Consider the following 17505-nt stretch of genomic DNA (forward strand, 5'->3'; position numbering starts at 1 on the left):
GAAACCGACTGTGCGGCCAGCGCCCGAACGGCAGGCGGGCGAGCGGCACGTCCACGGATCGCTGGGGATGCGGCCCCGTCCGCCTCAAAGTTCTCCACGGGAGTGAATGCGTGTCCAAAACGTCGAGTTTGATGTCACCTACGGGTCGGGCCGTTCTGATCACCGGGGCCTCCTCCGGCCTGGGGGAAGCCTGTGCGCTCCATTTGTCCCGAGTCGGCTTCCATGTTGTTGCCGGAGTTCGTCGGCCCGAGGACGGAGAACGGCTGCGCGCAGCCGCGACCGGCCGGCTGTCCCCGGTGATCGTCGATGTGACGGATGAAAAATCGGTCCAGACAGCTGTGAATGAGGTCACCGAGCTGGTCGGTGAGGCCGGGCTGTGGGGGCTGGTCAACAACGCGGGCATCGCGGTCACGGCTCCACTGGAATGCGTGCCCATGGAGCAGATGCGCCGGCAACTCGACATCAACGTCATCGGCCTGGTGCAGATGATCCAGGGATTCCTGCCGCTGCTGCGAGCCGGTGCCGGGCGGATCGTCAACGTGTCCTCCGGCCTGGGGAACGTGGCTCTTCCCTACCTCGGCCCCTATGCCGCCTCCCAGTTCGCGAAGGAGGCCCTCAGTGACGCCCTTCGCCGCGAGCTCGCCCCGCAGCACATCCCCGTCGTGGTGGTGCAACCGGGCGCCGTCCTGACCCCTCTTTGGTCCAAGATGGCCGACGCGGGCAACCGGGCTCTGGAGGGCGCTCCCGAGCCGGTCCAGGAGCTCTATCACCAACCGTTCCTCGGGTTCATGGAGGCCAACGAAACCTCGGCCCGCGCCAGCCGCACGACCGTCGACGATGTCGCGCGGGTGGTTTTCCGCGCGCTGGTCGCCAAACGGCCCAAGACCCGGTACACCATCGGCCGGGACGCGACCGGCAGCCGGGTGCTGTCCAGGCTGATGCCCGACCGGGCCCTGGACCAGATCTTCGGTGGCACATCGGTATGGACGAACCTCAGGAACTGAATGAGCTTCGGCCGCTGCCGTACGGTCCCGCAGAACGCGATGCGGCCGGCGCCCCTCATCGAGGCGGACCAGGCCGAGACGACGACCGGATCCGGCGTCAGCACCCAGGCGGCGGGTCGAGGGGCGGCCTGTGAGGCGACTGAGCTGCCGGTGCTGGGATAGAACTCCCGTGCTGGCACGGTGCTGGGATGGGCACCCCAAAAACCGCGTTTTCGCAGGTGGGAGCTCTGCACCAAACATTCCGCTTCAACGCGGGATCAGCTGCCCTGGACGGTGGAGCGATCCCCGACGTGCACGACCCGCACCACCGGCTCACCGTTGTCGACCGTGCAGGCGACGCGATGGTCGCCCACTCGTAGCCGGCGGCGTCCGGGCCGGGAAGCGCCAGGAGGTGTATTTGCTAAGGCTGGTTGACAAAGTAGCCTTAGTATATGAACGAGGACCTGGACCCTGACGCGGTCGCCTCAGCGCTGCTGGCGAGTATCAGCGTGCTGGTGCGACGGGTACGCCAAGTGCCCACCGACGGCGGACTCACGATGCCCGAGCGGACCGCCCTGTCGCACCTGGACCGCTCGGGCCCGACCACTTCCTCGGCGCTGGCCCGGGAGGTGCAGATCACCGCACAGGCCATGGGGGCGACGCTCAGCACGCTGCGGGCCCGTGGCCTGGTCGAACGCCGCCCGGACCCGAACGACGGCAGGCGCGTGGTGCTGAGGGTGACGGACGCCGGTCTGGAGTCGCTGAAGAACAAGCGCAACGCGCGGACCGAACTCATCGCCGGGGCCCTGACCAGCGGCACGTTCACCCCGACGGAGCTGGAGCGGCTCGCGGCAGCCGCGCCGCTGCTGGAGCGGCTGGCACAGAACATCTGATGCCGAGGGAACCGTGAGGAAGCAGGCCGATGACGGATCCCCCCGAGAAGCGCGCCCCCGAGCCCGGCAGCCGGCCGACATCCACAGGAGAGGCAACCATGGCACTGACAACGATCGACCCCCTGTCCGCGCTCGTCGTGATCGACCTGCAGAAGGGCGTTGTCTCGGCCCACACCGACGATCCGGTCACCGCCGTCGTCCAGCGGGCGACTCACCTGGCCACCGCGTACCGGCGGCACGGGCTGCCCGTGGTCCTGGTCAACGTCACCGGACGCGCGCCGGGACGCACCGAGGCCGGATGGTCCGGAAGCGGCGCCGCACTGCCGACCGGCTGGGCCGATCTCATCGACGAACTCGATGTCCGGCCGACCGATCACCTGATCACCAAGCGGCGGCGCAGCGCGTTCCACGACGCCGGACTCGACACCCTCCTGCGGGACCTGGGCGTCACCCAGATCGTGCTCGCCGGCATCTCGACCAGCGCGGGCGTCGAGTCGACCGCACGTTCGGCCTCCGACTACGGCTACCACGTCGTCCTGGCCACCGACGCCATGAGCGACCCCGATGCCGACGCCCACCGCCACAGCATCGAACGCGTCTTCCCCAGGCGCGGCGAAACCGCCACCACCGCCGAGGTCATCGACATGGTCGGGGCCACGCGATGACCCTGCTCGGCCGACTCCTGAAGAATCGCAGAGCGGGCGAGACCCACACGGCGTGGAACCTGCCCAACCTGCGGGGCCCCGAGCTGCTGGCCCTCACCAGCCGACACTTCGGCGACGGCGGCTCCATGCCGCTGGAGCACTGCGCGAAGACCATCGGCGGCGCCGATCTCTCCCCCCACCTGGCCTGGACCCCGCTCCCGCCCGGCACCGCACAGCTCCTGCTGGTCGTCGAGGACATCGACGTTCCCATGGCCAAACCCGCCGTGCACTGCCTCGCCCTGATCGACCCGGCAGCCGGACACCTGGAGCCCGGTGCCCTGGCCGCGCGGCGACCCGGCCCCGGGGTGCGGGTGCTGCGTTCCACCCTCGGACGGGGCTACCACGGTCCCGCGCCCATCAAAGGGCACGGGCCACACCGCTACACCTTCCAGCTGTTCGCCCTCGCGACCCCCGTGGACAGCGCCCGCGACGCGACGCCGGTGGACCGGGCGCGGCCCCGCGCCCTGCTGCCCGCCATCACCGCACCCGTCCTCGACCGCGGCCGGCTGACCGGCGTCTTCGAACGCTGACCCCAGGCCCAGGACCAGGCCGCCACACAGGCAGCGTGCCCGGGGCCCTCCATGACGCGACCGCCGAGGCGTGCGGCAGCGTCCGTCCTCGCTGGAGCCGCACCGGCGGGCGCCACATGGCGTACGCGGACTTCACGTAGCCGCAGCCATGTGGCTGCGGCTACGGTCCGGGCCGCCGGAGTCGTGCCCGCGGTGTCCCCACGGTCAGCTCTCCTGCGTCCGGTCGCGGAGCGCCCGCTCGACGGCGTTCTGTACGAGGGCGTCCTCACGCAGCTTGCGCCGTGCGCGGTTGCGGCGCGTGACCAGGAACGCCACGACGATGGCGGCGATCACTACGACGACCAGCAGCGACAGCGTCCACGGGACGGCCCAGCCCTGCGTGGTGGCCTCGACCGGCTTGAGCAGGTTGGTGGAGCCCGACGGGTCGGCGAGTACGGGCGTGAGGGTCGCGGTCGCGGTCAGCTTGAAGCCGGGTGCCACGCCGTGGACGGGTACCTTCACCTTCCAGCTCTCACCGGGGAGCAGCTCCGGCGACGGGGGGATCTCGCCCGCGTCGGTCCGCAGCCACCCGAACGGGCCGGAGACGGAGGCCTTCTGCTGGGCCGACAGGCTGGCGTTACCGGTGTTGTGGATCGTGTAGGTGATGTTGGCGTCGCCCTTGGCGAACGGGTTGAGCGAGCCGGCGTAGTCCACGCGGAGGTTCTCGATCGCGAGGCTCGGCTTCAGTTCGCCGCTGACACGCAACTTGACCCGGATGCCGAGGCGCCGGTCCACGTTGATGCCCTCGGCTTCGTCGGACTGCTTCAGGGAGGTGAGGATGCCGCCCACGTAGTCGCCGGGGGTGGCGTTGTCCGGAACGGTGACCGTGAAGGGGACCTGGACGGTCTTGCCGGGCTTGATCACCACGTGGTCGCTGCCGGCGTGGACCCAGGCGCCGATTCCCTTGGACTTCTTGTCCTTGGTGAGCAGGTCGAGCTGGCCCGTCTCGGTGGTGTATCCGTCGGCGGTGTAGACCGCGAGTTCGAGCGGGACCTTGCTGCGGTTGGCGACGACCATGGCGTCCTGGATCTGGCCACCGGGGTTGATGCTGTGGCTGAAGCTGGAGCGGTCGTCGCCGTAGCTGTTCTCGGCTGTCCGGACCGTCCAGGCGACGTCGCCGTCCTCCGCCTGGGCGGGGCCGGCGGACACCCCCGCGACCGCGATGGCGGCGAGCAGGGCCAGGACGACGGTGCGAACGAGGGCGGCGAGGGTGCCCGTCCGGCGCGGTGGGGGCGCGTGCATGTCAGGGTTCTCCTAGAAACGGGAGGCGGGGTAAGCACCCGAAGGTGCCTACCCCGCCGGTGAAACGGATCGATCAGCTGCTGAGCGCGGTGATCGTGAGGGTGGCGCGGTAGCCACCCTTGTCGACGCTGCCCGGGATCTTCAGATCCAGGTCGGCGCCGAGCTTGGCCGTGCCCTTGGCGTGGCCCTGCTCGGCCCAGCCGAGGCCGCGCGAGACGGAGAGACCCTCGCGGCCGTCGTCGTAGCCGGAGGCCACGGACCCGTTGGCCTTGGCGCCGGCGCCGGCTTCGAGGACGTTCGGCGTCCAACCGAGGTAGGCACCGGAGAACTTCTTGCCGGCGTCCTGGAAGTCACCCACGCTGGCCGAGATCGACCACGGAGCGCGCGAGCGGCGGTTGTCCGACACGGCGATGGGGTTGATCTTGCCGGTCGCGGCGAAGTAGTCGCCGTCGTAGTCCTTGGCGGTGCCGAGGTCCACCAGGCCGTTGTAGCCGTCGATCGTCCAGCCGAACTCACCCGGAGCGGCGTCAGGCACGTTGACCTGGAGGTCCTGGCCGTTGCCGTGGTACGGGCGCACGGTGACCTTGTCGACGAGCGAGCCGACGGGCTGGTCGGCGCTGGTGTTCTTGCACAGGCTGCCGGCGTCCGCGTTCGGGGCCGCGCAGGTGCCGCTGCGGAGGTTCTCGACGACGAGCTTGTCGTTGCGCACCTGGACCTTGACGTAGGTGCGGACGTGCTCCTGGTTCTGAACCGAGTTGTACCAGTAGCTGTTCGGGTTCAGCGGGTCGGCGCCGTTACCGGCACCGCTCGTGCCGCTGCTGTCCGGCTTCGTGATGTCGTAGTACTTCGAGCCCGAGGCCGAGTTCGCCGTCACGTAGAGGACGCCGCCAGGACCGGCGGTGACCTCGGAGGCACCGGGCTGCTCGTCCGGGTTCGCCTTCGCGCCGTTCTTGATCAGGTAGCTACGGGAGTAGCTGTGGTCGTGGCCCTGGAGGACCACGTCGACACCGAGCTTGGAGAAAGCGGTCGGGAAGTCGACACGACGGACCTTGTTGTCCGAGTCCTTGGCGTGGGAGGCCGGCGAGTAGATCGCGTGGTGGTACGTGAGTACCTTCCACTTGGCCTCGGCGCCGTGCTCGTTGATGACGTCGGTCACGTACTTGATGTGCGCCGCGTCACCGCCGCCACCCTGGGAGGTGGCGTAGCTGTTGCTGTTGAGGTTGATGAACAGCACATCCTTGTAGATGTACCAGTAGTCACCACCGGACGTGTTGGACGACGGGTTCCCGTTGGAGTACAGCGGGCCCGAGCGGTCGGTGTTCGGGGTGAACATGTGCTGCTCGTAAGCCTTGCCACCGACGTCGTGGTTGCCGATGGTGGCGGCCCACGGGTACTGGCGCAGCTTGTCGGGCGCGAGGAAGGAGGACCAGTGCGACTCGTTGTTCGCGGTCTCGACCTGGTCACCACCCGACACCAGCATTTCGGCGTTCGGGTTGGCGGCGAGGGCGACGTCCAGCGTGTCCTTCCAACCGGCCTGGTCCTGCGCCAGGTCCCCGGAGGAACCGATCTGCGGGTCGCCGAGGAACAGGAAGTCGTAGTCGCCTTCGAAGTCCTGCGTCTTGAAGGAGTACGCCGGGGACCAGTCGCCCTCGGAGCCGGCGCGGTAGGAGTACTGCGTGTGCTCCTTCAGGCCGGTGATCGTCGCGTGGCGGTTGAAGCCGCCACCGGTGGCGACGTTCGCTCCGCCGACAGCGTCGAAGGTGGCGGAGTCGGCCGGGAACTGACCGTTGACCAGGTCCGCGGTCCGGGCGACCTGGAGCTTCTGGGCGGTGTCGGCCGTGGTGTACCACGTGACGATGCGCTGCGACTCGTTGGCGCCCACACCGAGGATGATGCTGCCGGGCGTGGCGGAGTCCGCCGCGCTGGCGGGCGATGCCATGCCGCTGCCCAGGGCAACGGTCAGGCCCAGGAATGCTGCTGTGACCCCTGTGGCGACGCGGCGCCGCGCGGACCCGGAGGTCTGTGCCGAGGTGCTCAATGTCATCAGTTTTCGTTCCTTTTGTGCACGTGAGTGCATGGAGTGGAGAATATGAAGATCTCGTCGCTGGGTGAACTGATGGCAAATGCGACCTATGGACCGGCTGAACTTCCCAAGAGGCCTGAGCGGTATCAGAAACCCAAAACCCGCTGCATGAACCACAGAAGACCCATGGCGGCCACTCCTGCCGAGATCGTGCCGGTCGCCCAGAGGCCGGCCTTCGGCGCACGGCGGCGCAGCAGGATCAGCAGGGGGAAGAGTGCCGCGATGATGGCCAACTGCACGGCCTCGATACCGACGTTGAACACCAGCAGGGACCACAGCAGGGTCCACGACCACGCTTCGTCGATGCCGAGCGCGCCCGCGAAGCCCAGTCCGTGCACGAGGCCGAAGGCGAACACCACTCCGAGGCGGAGCCATCCGGCCCGGTCCAGGGCGAAGTGCCCGCGTCCCGCCGTCTCCAGCTCGGTGGTGTGGTCGTCGCCCCGCCGGATCCGCCACAGGTGCCAGCCGGCGACCACGGCGATCGACAGCGCGATGACGGGCTCCACGATGCTCGCGGGCACCTCGACCAGCCCCAGGGCGGCGAGCAGGAATGTCACCGAGTGCGCCAGGGTGAAGCTCGTGGCCGTGAGCACGATTTCGCGCGGGCGGCGTGATCCCGCGATGAGCGCGAGCAGGAACAGGACGTGGTCGATCCCGCCCAGCAGGTGCTCGGCGCCCAGGCTGAAGAACTCCCAGAAGCGCTCGTACCACGCCTGGCCCATGGAGAAGGACGGGTGATCGGCGTCGAGCGCGGCGCTGCCCGAGCGGCCGTCGATCTCGTAGGTGACGATCGTCTTGGTGTCCTTCACGAAGCCCTGGGCATCGGGGAACAGTTCGCTGCGCACCGTCGGGTCGTCGGCCACTCCTGAGCAGGCCCAGTCCAGCGTCAGAACGCTGTACGGCACGCCCTCCCGCTGGCGCATCGTGAAGTCGCCGACCTGGGTCGGCGTGCACGCCGTGCCGTCCGAGGCGACCGAGAAGCGCTCGGTGGCGTAGCTGACGGCCGACTTCTTGTGGGCGTTGAGCGCCGCGGCCTGTGCGTCGGTGTCACCGGCCTCGAACGCTTCGGTCCCCGCCTGGAAGAGGGGGTCGTCGCCCGCCGCGTCGGCGGCGGATACGACGAGGAGGTCGTACTCGAGTTCCAGCGTCGTCCGTATATGACCCTTGTCGTCAGCTGCGACATGGGCGTACACGGTCGACGAGAACCCGTGGGCGAGCGCCGGCTGGCCGGCGCCCAGGAAAGCGATCACGGCCGCGGTGATCCCGATGATGCTGCGGCGGACCCTGGGTGACATGTTGCTCCTTCAGGTTGCCACTGCACGTTGAGCGCCGGAAGTGAACAACATCCGGCCCATCGGCGAACTGCGGAACAACATGTTCGAAAACGACACGCGTGGAGGAAGGCGGCAGGAAAACAGATAGGAGGATGTAGGTGCACCATCCCCCCTTACTCGGAGGAAGATCGCCTTGCGCACCCCACTTCGGGCCTTCGCCATGCTGGCCGCGGCCGCCGCGCTGGTCACCGCTTGCGGCTCCGGCGACGACTGGTCAGGGCCGCACCCCGCACCCGCCGCCATCGGGGCCCTCGGCCCGGGGTTCGCCGACTCGCCGCCCGCCCCGGAGGCGACCGTCACGCCGCGGCCCGGCTCCTGGACCGGCGTCCGTCCGTCGAAGGGCTACCGCGTGGTGCTGCTCACCTCGGGCGACGACCGCCCGACCAAGAACCTGGTGGCGGCGGTCAAGGACTGGGCCCAGGAAGAGGACGTCGACCTCAGAACGGTCGTCCCCGAGAATTCGTCCGACTTCATACCCAGCATCGTCAGGGCCATGGACATGGGACCGGACCTCATCGTCAGCGCGGGCAACGACCTGATCGACCCGCTCGCGGCGGTCACCGCGAGCCACCTGTCCCAGCAGTTCCTCGTCGTGGGCGCGGAACTCGCCGAGCCCACCGGGAACGTCACGGCGGTCGACTGGTCCGGCGCGTCGTTCCGCGGCGAGGGGCTCGGTATGTCCTCGACGTACGACGCCGGCTCGTTCACCCCCGAGCGCTGCGCGGCAGCCATCAGGGCGGGCGCCGCTGCGGTGCTCAGCGACCTGACCGGGATCGTGCTCTGGCTCGACAAGCACTGAGGGCTCTCCCGCGACCACGGGTCGGGGAAGAGCTGCCGCGCCGGTCCGCGCCGGAGACCCGGGGCACGGTGGGGAGTTCGAAGCGGCGTTCGCGCTGCTTGCACGTTCGGCGGGTGGCCAGGCACCACCTCGCCGATCCGGCACACAGGAAGCCCAGAAGGGGCCGACTCCTCCGGGAGGCGGCCCCTTGCCGTATCCCGTCCCGGGCCGGCGCCGGACGTCCGGCTCGCGCGGGACGCCCTGATCCGCCGTCAGCGTTTGCTCGTCAGCGGGAATCTCCGCGTGGGTGCGTGGGTGCGTGGGTGCGTGGGTGCGTGGGTGCGTGGGTGCGTGAGTACGCGGGGGGTCGGTTGTCGGTGCCGGACGGTTCTCATCTGCGCACCTGCGTGTATCCCCCCTGCCCCCTTCCCTTGTAGTTCGGTGTCGGGCCAAGAAAGATGCAGGTCATCGCGGGCGCGACGGTGCGTCGAACATCTGATGTCCCACTACCGGGCCCGGGCTCTCCGGGCCGCCGGAGGCACCTTTCATGTCACCACACGTTTCACGCCGATCTGTGCGCGCGCCTGGCCGCGCGGGCCTGTCGGTCCTGCTCGCCATGGCGGCGGCCCTCAGCGTCACGGGTGCGGCGCTTCCCGCGCGGGCGGCCGGACCGGCGGCGGCGACCGCCACCGATCCCGCGCCGGTCACCGAGACACCCGCGCTGGTCGACGGTCTGGCCGACTCGGCGGACGCCTCCGTCCCCGCCGCGACGGCGGCCCGCGCCCACCTGAGCGGGCACCGGGACCGTTACCGGATTCCCTCGCCCGACCGGGACCTGGTCACCGACAACGTCAGCACCGACGCCGACGGTTCGGAGACCGTGCGCCTGGACCAGCGGCACAAGGGGCTGCCGGTCCTCGGCGCCCAGTACGTGGTGCGGATGACGCACCAGGACGGCAAGCGGACCGTCACCGGCACCTCCGGCTCGTACTTCACCGGGCTGGACGTGGACACCGCCGGGGCGACGCTGCCCGCCGCAACCGCCGTGAACCGTGCGGTCCAGCAGGTGCGGGCCGGGCTGGCCCAGGGCCCGCACCGGTCCGCTCCCGCGAAGGACGACTCCGCCGGTCTGTCCGGTACCGACCGCGGGCTGACCGTCCTGCCCACCGGCAAGGGCGTACTCACCCGGCACGTCACGGTGCGCGGCACCGACCCCGCCACCGGCACGCCGGTGGTGCAGGAGGTTTTCGTGGACGCCGCCACCGGCGTCACCCTCTTCCAGTACGGCGGGCTGCGCACGTTCACCGCGCCCCCGCGGACGCCTGGCGCCCCGTACGGTGGCGTAGCGGCCGGCTCCGGACACAGACCCGGCACGCCGGCCAAGCCCACCAAGCCCGCGACGCCGGCCAAGCCCACCAAGCCCGCGACGCCGGCCAAGCCCACCAAGCCCACCAAGCCCGGGAAGCCCGGCAGCGGGTCGACCGCCGTCACCGGCAGCGGAGCCCTCCTCGGCGGCGGCACCGTGTCGCTGAACCTGACCAAGGACGGAGCCACCGGCCAGTACCTGCTGCGCGATACCGCGCACATGGCGGACACCAGGCAGAAGAACGTCATCGAGACCTGGGACGCCTCCAGCCTGTGGTACCAGGATCTCTCCGGCGAATGGCCGGACGGCATCGTTCCGCTGACCTCGCCCACCCCGAAGACCGGCCCGGAACTCACCGAGTCCGGTGCGGTCGACGCGCACTGGGCGGCCGGGAAGGTCTACGAGTACTACCGCGGCACCCACGACCGCGACAGCCTCGACGGCCAGGGCATGTCGATCAACTCCCTCGTCGGCGTCACCGACTACGGCTACCAGTGGGTCAACGCGTCCTGGGACGGCACCAAGATGGTGTACGGCACCGGGGACGACGAGTACCGCTCGCTCGCGTCCGACATCGACGTGGTGGGCCACGAGATGACCCACGGCGTGGTCGAGCACACAGCGAACCTCGTCTACGCGGGCCAGTCCGGCGCCATGAACGAGGCGATAGCCGACTACTTCGGCAACGCCATCGACGTCACCGTCGACCGCACGCCGATGAGCGATCCCCGGGCGAGTCTGATCGGCGGGGACCTGTGCCGGACCCTGGCGCCGAAGGACTGCGCGTTCCGTGACCTCAACGACGGCGCCACCACGCAGAAGAACTTCACCGGCCTGCCCCTCGGCTCGTCCTTCGACAACGGCGGCGTGCACCTCAACTCCACCATCTTCGGTGGCGCGCTGTGGGACATCCGGGAGAGCCTCGGCGGCACGCTCTCGGACCGGATCGTCTACCGGGCGCTGACCTCGTACCTGGCTCCGCTCGACGGTTTCGACGAGGGCCGGGACGCGGTCGTCGCCGCGGCGAAGTCGCTCGGTGTGAAGGGCGCTCAACTCACCGCGGTGAAGAAGGCGTTCGAGGACCACGGCATCGTCCCGGGCTGGGAGAAGGCCCTGGGCGTGGACAGCGACACCCTGCTCGGCAGGCTCGGAACCCAGAAGCAGTACGTCGGCTCCGGTAACGAGCCCAGCGCGGCGGGCGGCTGGTGGGCGGTCTCCAAGTCCAGCGCCGACAGCACCGCGCCGTACGCCGTGTGGGTCGGCCGCACCGACGGCAAGGGCAAGCCCCGGCAGGTCTCGGCCGACGACGGCCGGTACCACCTCAGCCCGGTCACGGACGGCAAGCGCGTGGTCTGGGTGGCCGTCGGGGACACCTTCGACATCATGTCCGCGCCGGTGGAGGGCGGGAAGGCGAAGAAGCTGTACAGCACTCCCGACGAGATCAGCGGCCTGAGCGTGGACGGCGACACGGTGGCCTGGTCCGAGGCGGGGGAGACCGGTCTGCAGCGCGTGTACTACCTGAAGGGCACCGCCACCTCCCCTCGGACGGTCCCGGTGAGCAAGGACTACGACGGGGCACAGGCGCCTTCCGTCAAGGACGGGCGCATCGCGTACAACCACAGCGGGCTGTTCGGTGACGCCTATGGTGTCGTCGTCGAGATCTACACCATCAAGACCGGCAGGACCGCGCAGCTCGGTACGCCCGCACAGGCGGAGTGGATCAGTACGCCCGTCGCCACCGCGTCGGGTGTGTACTGGCTCGTCGACAGCGACTGGACCGACGATGATTTCACCACCCTGCGCCGGGCCGGCCTCGACGGATCCGGCGTCACCGATCTCATCCCGGAGAGCGCCCCGAACGCGGTCCGCGGCTGGGGCGTCACCGCCTCCGAGACCGTGATCACCCTGACGGTGTACCCCTCGTACTACGCCGTGCCCGCGTCCTACAACGACACTCTGGCGAAGCTCCACCAGTTCACCGCGAAGGGCGCCCCGATCGGCCGCGTCTCGTGCGCCCGTGGCCAGCAGTCCGGGGCGGCGGCCGACACCGGCAACCGCGTGGTCTGGATCGACACCACCACCACGGACACCGATCTGGTGACCCGTGGCCGCCCGGCGGGCAGCTGCGCCTGACCGACGCCGTCCCCCCTGCGGGGACCGTGACCTGACAGCCTCTCCATGTGACAAGGGGCCGGCTCCTCCGGGGGCCGGCCCCTTGTACGGCACGGAGGATCTGCCGGGCGTGGAGCACGGTATGCGGGCCGCACGCACAACTCATCACTTCGGGTGAAACTCTGGCCCATGCTTGCGGCAAACAACCTACGGTTGCGAGGCTGTTGCTGTCTGTCAACCTGATGGGAGTGGCCAGTGGCCTTCGGTGAGCAGCCCGCCTATCTGCGCGTTGCGAGCGATCTGCGCGAGAAGATCGTCAACGGTGCGATGCCGCCGCATACCCGTCTTCCCTCGCAGGCCCGCATTCGCGAGGAGTACGGCGTCTCGGACACGGTCGCGCTGGAGGCGCGCAAGGTCCTGATGGCCGAGGGGCTGGTGGAGGGCCGTTCCGGGTCCGGTACGTACGTACGGGAGCGGCCGGTCCCGCGCCGGATCGCCCGCGCCGGCTACCGCCCGGCCGCCGGTTCCAGCCCGTTCCGTCAGGAGCAGGGGGAGAGCGGCGCGCACGGCACCTGGGAGTCCCGCAGCGAGCAGGACGAGGCGAGTCCGGAGATCGCGCTCCGGCTCGGCATTCCGTCCGGCGACCGGGTGATGCGTACGCGCTACCTCTTCCGGGAGTCCGGGGAGCCGCTGATGCTCTCCACCTCCTGGGAGCCCCTCGCCGTCACGGGGCGCACGCCGGTGATGCTGCCCGAGGAGGGGCCGCTCGGCGGCTGCGGGGTGGTCGAGCGGATGGCGGCCATCGGCATCGTCGTGGACAACGTGCTGGAGGAGGTCGGCGCGCGCCCGGGGCTCGCGGAGGAACTCATGGCGCTCGGCGGTGTGCCCGGTCATGTCGTCATGGCCGTCGAGCGGACGTATTACGCGTCGGGGCGGGCCGTGGAGACGGCGGATGTGATCGTCCCCGCCGACCGGTACCGCCTCGCGTACCACCTCTCGGTCAAGTGACCGCCGTTCGGGCGCCGTCGGTCGACCGGGGGCGCCCGAGGGGCTGATGTGCCGACAGGTCGGATGTCGCCGTATCGGCCCCATGGATCCGCGCTCGACCGTCGTCGTGGCGCGTCGTGGCGCGTGGTGGCCGGATGGGCATCTCTTTGGAAAAACCCGCATCCGCTGAGTGAAGGTCAGGCGTAGGCTCCGGCATATGCGGATTGCGGTTTCCTGGGGATGTGCGGAGATAAGCGGGCCGGCGGCCGGAGGGGTGCGATGATCGACGACGGTGCTGCGCTCCCCTGGCTCGTGATACGGCAGGACGACAACGGCAACCGCTACCGGGTCGGCCGGTACGCGACCCAGGACGAGGCGCAGAAGGAAGTCGACTCCCTCGGCGGGCGCGGACACAAGCAGCTCTACTGGGTGGAACGCGTCGGCCAGGCGGCCCTCTGACGGAGCGTCCCCGACCCTCCCCGGACGGGTACCCCGCGTTACGCTCCGGCCCATGAGCGATCGTGTGGTGGTGGCGGGTGCCGTGTACGACCGGGGGCGGCTGCTGGCCGCTCGCCGCAGCGCGCCGCCCGAGCTGGCGGGCCGCTGGGAGCTGCCCGGGGGCAAGCTGGAACCGGGGGAGGGGCCCGAAGAGGCCCTGGTGCGCGAGCTGCGGGAAGAACTGGGCGTGGAGACGCGGCCGGTGGAGCGGATCCCGGGCGAGTGGCCGCTGAAGCCCGGCTATGTGCTCCAGGTGTGGACGGCCCGGCTCCTCTCCGGCGAGCCCCGGCCCCTGGAGGACCACGACGAACTGCGCTGGCTCGGCCCGGACGAGACGGACACGGTCGACTGGCTCGACCAGGACCGCCCGGCCGTGGCCGAGGCCGCTCGCCTCCTCCGCGCCGCCTCGCAGGACGCCGCGAGCTGAGAAGCTGTTGTCCGATCCCCGCTGGGCTCGGAACGCCTGGCACGGACGGCGAAGCGCGTCCTGCGGACGAACCCGCTCCCGAGCGGCGCACCCCGTCCTGAGCCGGTCTTCGCCGGCACCGTCATGGAGGCGGCGCTGAGGGGGCGGGTGCTGACGGGCCGTGCGCCCCCCACGGGCCGTGCGTACTCCATTGGTGCCACCGTGCGCCCGCTGTGACGGTAGGTGCCGTAAATATCGGGTATGTGGCAATCAACCCCCCTAAAAAGGATGTGGGCCCCCGTCGGTCTTGGGAGTGATGGGCTTGATCCACCCCGAGGGCGCCGGCGCCGAGTGGATCTTCCCTGGCGAGCCGGGCGCCGTGCGGACCGCCCGTCACGCCGTCCGTGACACGCTCCACACCTGGAACACTCCCCCTGCCGTCGCCGATGTGGCGGTCCTGCTGGTCAGTGAGCTGGTGACCAACTCCCTGCGTCACGCGTCGGGCCCGATCGGAGTGCGGCTCGCGCTCCGCCCCGTGGCCCCCGGCCCGGACGGACCCGAGGGCGCCGTCGCCACCGAGCGCGCCTCGCTGCTGGTCGAAATCTCCGATCCGCTGCCCGATCCGCCGACCGCGCGCCTCGCGGGTCCCGACGACGAGGGCGGCCGGGGGCTGCAACTCGTCGCCTGCTCGGCCCGCCGGTGGGGCACGCGGAGGGGTAAGACTGGTAAGACCGTGTGGTTCGAGCTGCCCCTCCCTGGTTAGAAGTGGGGAGGGACAGCGATCACGCCGGAGCAGGTTCGGACAGAACGAGACCGTGCTGTGATCGTGAACGCCGTGCCGACCGGGGCCGCGGTGCTGAATACTGCGGGTAAGGCCGGTCCGGTGCGTGAGCTGGAGGGGACGGTCGCGTGAGCGAAATATCCGGTACGACGGGCGACGTCGTATGGCAGAGCAGTCCGCCGGGCTCGATCTATGACTACATCAGGGCGGCTTCTTTCTCGATCGGTCCTGACGGGCTGGTCGAGCAGTGGAGCCTGCGGGCCACGGAACTGTTCGGAATAGCCCCGCACGAGGTCAGGGGCAAGGATCCGGTCGAGGTGTTCATGCCCGCCGAGCTGCGCCGGCGCGGGCACCGCAAGATCAGCGAGATCCTCGACGGCAAGGAATGGACCGGCCTGGTCCCCTTCCGCTGGGACGGCGCGCACGCGGGCCGGGGCGCGCGGGGGGAGCACAGCGCACGCGAGGGGCGCGGGGCGTACGGGGAACGCGCGGCGGACGGGCTCGCCGAGGTCTATGTGATGCCGAGCGAGACGGAGAGCGGCGAACGGGGCGCGCTCTGCATCGTCGTGGACGTCCGGGCACTGCGCCGGATCGAATCCGACATCGCTTCCTCACAGGCCGTTTTCGGCCAATCTCCCTTCGGCTTCCTGCTGTTCGGTACCGACCTCCGGGTCCGCCGCGCCAACCAGCGCTTCGCCACCGTCTTCGGCGGGGCGGCCGACGACCATCGCGGCCGTACGGTCCACGACTACCTCTCCCGTCCCGAGGCCGAGCGGATGACCGCCGCGCTGAAGCGGGTCCTGGAGACCGGCGAGTCCGTCACCGACCTGCCGCTCGTCGGCAGCAGGCCCGGCGGCAACGAACGCCGCCACTGGACGATCAACCTCTATCGCGTGCACAGCGGATCCGGCCGCCCCATCGGCGTCGCCGGCATCGGTACCGATGTCACCCGCCGCCATATCGCCGCCCGCGAGGCGGCCAGCGCCCGCCGCAACCTCGCCATCCTCAACGAGGCCGGCTCCCGCATCGGCAACTCCCTCGACCTGGAGACCACCGCCCGCGAGCTTCTCGGCGTCGCCGTCCCCGGCTTCTGCGATCTCGCCTCCGTCGACCTCTACCAGTCCTTGCTCACCGGCGAGGAAGCCGCCCCGGGACACTGGGGCTCCTCCCGGGCCGAATCCGGCGGCGGCAGCGCGCGACTGCGCCGGGTCGCCTTCGCCAGCGCCGTCTCGGACTCCCCGCTGGCCGTTCCCGGCGGGGCGGACGACGAGAAGGGCGTCCCGCCGGAGGTCGGCGCCGTCCACCGGTTCCCGTTCAGCTCACCCAGCGCGAACGCCCTGCGCACCGGCCGGGTGCAGTCCGTCCCCGGCGAGGCCGGCAGTCTCGTCCAGTCCACACTCGCCGTCCCGATGGTCGCGCACGACACCGTCGTCGGGCTCGCCCAGTTCTCCCGTACGAAGGGGAGCGAGCCCTTCGGCGAACGGGACCGGGCGCTCGCCGTCGAGCTCGCCGCCCGCGCCGCCGTCTGCATCGACAACGCCCGTCTCTACCGCAGGGAGCACGAGCGCGCGCTGATCCTGCAGCGCAGCCTGCTCCCGCCGGGCGATCCCGAGGCCGCCGGGCTGGACATCGCCTGCCGCTACCTGCCGGGCAACACCGCCACCGAGGTGGGCGGCGACTGGTTCGACGTCATCGAACTGCCGGGGCATCGCACCGCCCTGGTCGTCGGCGATGTCATGGGACGCGGCCTGCGGGCCGCCGTCGCCATGGGCGAACTGCGTACCGCCGTACGCACGCTCGCGCTGCTCGACCTGGAGCCCGCCGAAGTCCTCTCCGCGCTCGACGAGATCGCCCGCGGCCTCGGCACACCCGGCGGAACCCAGCAGTCCTCGCGGGCCGCCCACAAGTCCCGTGACGCGGACCTCTCCGAGGTCTACCTCGCCACCTGCGTCTACGCCGTGTACGACCCGGTCACCCGGCGCTGCACCTTCGCCAACGCCGGTCATCTGCCGCCGGTCGTCGTCGAACCGGGCGAGAAGGCGCTGCTGCTCGACGTACCGCCCGGCATGCCCCTCGGGGTGGGCGGGGAGCCCTTCGAACAGGTGGAGGTCGATCTGGCGGAGGGCACGCTGCTCGCGCTCTACACGGACGGACTCGTCGAGTCCAGGGACCACCCGCTCGACGAGGGCCTGAGCGGCCTGCGGACGGCCCTCACCAACTCCGTACGCCCGCTGGAAGACGTCTGCGACCACGTCCTGAACACCCTCGACACCCGGCACGGCGAGGACGACATCGCTCTTCTGATGGCCCGCATCCAGGGGCTGCCGTCCGAGGCGGTCGGCGACTGGCGGCTGCCGCGCGAGCCGCGCTCGGTGGGCCGCGCCCGGGAACTGGCCCGCACCCAGCTGCTCGCCTGGGACCTCGAACCCCTGGTGGACACCGTCGAGCTGCTGGTCAGTGAGCTGGTCACCAACGCCATGCGCTACGGAGAGGGCGAGATCCGGCTGCGCCTGCTGCGCGACCGTACGCTCGTCTGCGAGGTATGGGACGGGGGTCTGGTGCAGCCGAGGCGGCGGCGGGCCCGCGAGACCGACGAGGGCGGCCGCGGGCTGCAACTGGTCGGGCTGCTCAGCGCGGCCTGGGGGTCGCGCCGGACACCGCACGGCAAGACGGTCTGGTTCGAACTCGCCCTGCCGGACGGCGACTCGGCGGCCGAACCGTCGGTCGACCAGCTGCTGAGCATGTTCTGACCGGGGGGCGCCGCCCGGA

Annotated in this window: 16 protein-coding genes; 12 read left to right on the forward strand and 4 right to left on the reverse strand. The window is 70.5% G+C overall.

The annotated features are described in order from the left end of the window. Positions 1-131: 131 nt before the first annotated feature. Both ACIBAE_RS00130 and ACIBAE_RS00135 read left to right on the forward strand, forming a co-directional pair. Positions 132-1004 (forward strand): SDR family oxidoreductase, encoded by an 873-nt coding sequence (locus tag ACIBAE_RS00130; RefSeq protein ID WP_399281445.1) that lies wholly within the window; start codon positions 132-134, stop codon positions 1002-1004. Continuing rightward, positions 1005-1166: a hypothetical protein gene (locus ACIBAE_RS00135; RefSeq protein WP_399281446.1), complete on the forward strand. Its 162-nt coding sequence runs from the start codon at positions 1005-1007 to the stop codon at positions 1164-1166. Positions 1167-1261: 95 nt separating this feature from the next. On the opposite strand, the gene ACIBAE_RS00140 is transcribed toward ACIBAE_RS00135, so the two are convergent. Further along, a complete protein-coding gene (locus ACIBAE_RS00140; protein ID WP_399281974.1) occupies positions 1262-1435 on the reverse strand; it encodes a type II toxin-antitoxin system RelE/ParE family toxin in 174 nt (57 codons plus the stop codon). Here ACIBAE_RS00140 and ACIBAE_RS00145 point away from each other — a divergent pair, their 5' ends adjacent. The 3 genes from ACIBAE_RS00145 (at position 1436) to ACIBAE_RS00155 (ending at position 3110) form a co-directional block, all read left to right on the forward strand. Further along, a complete protein-coding gene (locus ACIBAE_RS00145) occupies positions 1436-1876 on the forward strand; it encodes a MarR family winged helix-turn-helix transcriptional regulator (RefSeq protein ID WP_399281447.1) in 441 nt (146 codons plus the stop codon). It abuts the gene before it with no gap. 98 nt (positions 1877-1974) lie between these two features. Then, the gene (locus tag ACIBAE_RS00150; RefSeq protein ID WP_399281448.1) at positions 1975-2541 is read left to right on the forward strand and encodes a cysteine hydrolase family protein; all 567 of its coding nucleotides are present in this window, start codon (positions 1975-1977) and stop codon (positions 2539-2541) included. Then, a complete protein-coding gene (locus ACIBAE_RS00155; protein ID WP_399281449.1) occupies positions 2538-3110 on the forward strand; it encodes a YbhB/YbcL family Raf kinase inhibitor-like protein in 573 nt (190 codons plus the stop codon). Before ACIBAE_RS00150 ends, ACIBAE_RS00155 begins: the two co-directional genes overlap by 4 nt. 204 nt (positions 3111-3314) lie before the next feature. Here ACIBAE_RS00155 and ACIBAE_RS00160 read toward each other — a convergent pair whose 3' ends face one another. From ACIBAE_RS00160 to ACIBAE_RS00170, 3 genes are all read right to left on the reverse strand, one after another. Then, a complete protein-coding gene (locus ACIBAE_RS00160) occupies positions 3315-4391 on the reverse strand; it encodes a WxL protein peptidoglycan domain-containing protein (RefSeq protein WP_399281450.1) in 1077 nt (358 codons plus the stop codon). Between the two features lie 73 nt (positions 4392-4464). Then, positions 4465-6435 carry a fibronectin type III domain-containing protein gene (locus ACIBAE_RS00165; RefSeq protein ID WP_399281451.1) on the reverse strand — a complete coding sequence of 657 codons (1971 nt, stop codon included), beginning with the start codon at positions 6433-6435 and terminating at the stop codon, positions 4465-4467. Positions 6436-6560: 125 nt separating this feature from the next. Continuing rightward, on the reverse strand, positions 6561-7769 hold the full coding sequence (locus ACIBAE_RS00170; RefSeq protein WP_399281452.1) for a HupE/UreJ family protein: 1209 nt from the start codon (positions 7767-7769) through the stop codon (positions 6561-6563). Positions 7770-7941: 172 nt separating this feature from the next. Here ACIBAE_RS00170 and ACIBAE_RS00175 point away from each other — a divergent pair, with 172 nt between their 5' ends. The 7 genes from ACIBAE_RS00175 to ACIBAE_RS00205 all read left to right on the forward strand — a co-directional run bounded on the left by ACIBAE_RS00175 (position 7942) and on the right by ACIBAE_RS00205 (position 17486). After that, positions 7942-8607 carry a hypothetical protein gene (locus tag ACIBAE_RS00175; RefSeq protein WP_399281453.1) on the forward strand — a complete coding sequence of 222 codons (666 nt, stop codon included), beginning with the start codon at positions 7942-7944 and terminating at the stop codon, positions 8605-8607. Positions 8608-9160: 553 nt separating this feature from the next. Continuing rightward, the gene (locus ACIBAE_RS00180) at positions 9161-12085 is read left to right on the forward strand and encodes a M4 family metallopeptidase (protein WP_399281454.1); all 2925 of its coding nucleotides are present in this window, start codon (positions 9161-9163) and stop codon (positions 12083-12085) included. A gap of 234 nt (positions 12086-12319) precedes the next feature. Further along, positions 12320-13072 carry a GntR family transcriptional regulator gene (locus ACIBAE_RS00185; protein ID WP_399281455.1) on the forward strand — a complete coding sequence of 251 codons (753 nt, stop codon included), beginning with the start codon at positions 12320-12322 and terminating at the stop codon, positions 13070-13072. Between the two features lie 258 nt (positions 13073-13330). Beyond that, positions 13331-13510, forward strand: a complete 180-nt coding sequence (locus ACIBAE_RS00190; RefSeq protein ID WP_399281456.1) for an SPOR domain-containing protein — start codon at positions 13331-13333, stop codon at positions 13508-13510. A gap of 52 nt (positions 13511-13562) precedes the next feature. Next, positions 13563-13976, forward strand: a complete 414-nt coding sequence (locus ACIBAE_RS00195) for a (deoxy)nucleoside triphosphate pyrophosphohydrolase (RefSeq protein WP_399281457.1) — start codon at positions 13563-13565, stop codon at positions 13974-13976. 295 nt (positions 13977-14271) lie between these two features. Then, on the forward strand, positions 14272-14718 hold the full coding sequence (locus ACIBAE_RS00200; protein WP_399281458.1) for an ATP-binding protein: 447 nt from the start codon (positions 14272-14274) through the stop codon (positions 14716-14718). A 146-nt stretch (positions 14719-14864) separates the two neighbouring features. Continuing rightward, positions 14865-17486, forward strand: coding sequence for a SpoIIE family protein phosphatase (locus ACIBAE_RS00205; RefSeq protein ID WP_399281459.1), 2622 nt, complete (start codon positions 14865-14867; stop codon positions 17484-17486). Positions 17487-17505 lie beyond the last annotated feature (19 nt).

Origin of the sequence: Streptomyces sp. NPDC051569 (genome assembly GCF_044454085.1) — a bacterium.
In the GTDB taxonomy this organism is placed as follows: domain Bacteria; phylum Actinomycetota; class Actinomycetes; order Streptomycetales; family Streptomycetaceae; genus Streptomyces.

Coding starts and splice junctions, on each gene's coding strand:
- ACIBAE_RS00130 (WP_399281445.1), top strand. CDS start 132: ATGTCACCTACGGGTCGGGCCGTTCTGATCACCGGGGCCTCCTCCGGC.
- ACIBAE_RS00135 (WP_399281446.1), top strand. CDS start 1,005: ATGAGCTTCGGCCGCTGCCGTACGGTCCCGCAGAACGCGATGCGGCCG.
- ACIBAE_RS00145 (WP_399281447.1), top strand. CDS start 1,436: ATGAACGAGGACCTGGACCCTGACGCGGTCGCCTCAGCGCTGCTGGCG.
- ACIBAE_RS00150 (WP_399281448.1), top strand. CDS start 1,975: ATGGCACTGACAACGATCGACCCCCTGTCCGCGCTCGTCGTGATCGAC.
- ACIBAE_RS00155 (WP_399281449.1), top strand. CDS start 2,538: ATGACCCTGCTCGGCCGACTCCTGAAGAATCGCAGAGCGGGCGAGACC.
- ACIBAE_RS00160 (WP_399281450.1), bottom strand. CDS start 4,391: ATGCACGCGCCCCCACCGCGCCGGACGGGCACCCTCGCCGCCCTCGTT.
- ACIBAE_RS00165 (WP_399281451.1), bottom strand. CDS start 6,435: ATGACATTGAGCACCTCGGCACAGACCTCCGGGTCCGCGCGGCGCCGC.
- ACIBAE_RS00170 (WP_399281452.1), bottom strand. CDS start 7,769: ATGTCACCCAGGGTCCGCCGCAGCATCATCGGGATCACCGCGGCCGTG.
- ACIBAE_RS00190 (WP_399281456.1), top strand. CDS start 13,331: ATGATCGACGACGGTGCTGCGCTCCCCTGGCTCGTGATACGGCAGGAC.
- ACIBAE_RS00195 (WP_399281457.1), top strand. CDS start 13,563: ATGAGCGATCGTGTGGTGGTGGCGGGTGCCGTGTACGACCGGGGGCGG.
- ACIBAE_RS00200 (WP_399281458.1), top strand. CDS start 14,272: ATGGGCTTGATCCACCCCGAGGGCGCCGGCGCCGAGTGGATCTTCCCT.